Source organism: Herbaspirillum sp. WGmk3, assembly GCF_023952535.1.
Lineage (GTDB): Bacteria > Pseudomonadota > Gammaproteobacteria > Burkholderiales > Burkholderiaceae_D > Herbaspirillum > Herbaspirillum huttiense.
In genome coordinates this window covers 1-240 of record NZ_JAKYWT010000151.1, presented here as the reverse complement: position 1 = coordinate 240, position 240 = coordinate 1, and the positions used below count along the sequence as shown (strand labels likewise).

Below are 240 nucleotides of genomic sequence, written 5' to 3'. Positions count from 1 at the left end.
AGTGCAGCCACGCAGACCTTTGATGGTATTGCACAGAATATGGCGGCGATGCTGACCGGCAGTGAGCAGAACTGGCGCAGCTTCACCCGTTCCGTGCTGTCCATGATGACAGAAATTCTGCTTAAGCAGGCAATGGTGGGGATTGTCGGGAGTATCGGCAGCGCCATTGGCGGGGCTGTTGGTGGCGGCGCATCCGCGTCAGGCGGTACAGCCATTCAGGCCGCTGCGGCGAAATTCCAT

The 240-nt window shown here is 59.2% G+C and carries 1 protein-coding gene; it reads left to right on the top strand.

Annotated features, from left to right (window positions below):
• On the top strand, positions 1 to 240 hold a 240-nt coding region (locus MKD49_RS26275), incomplete at both ends, for a phage tail tape measure C-terminal domain-containing protein (RefSeq protein ID WP_252697775.1).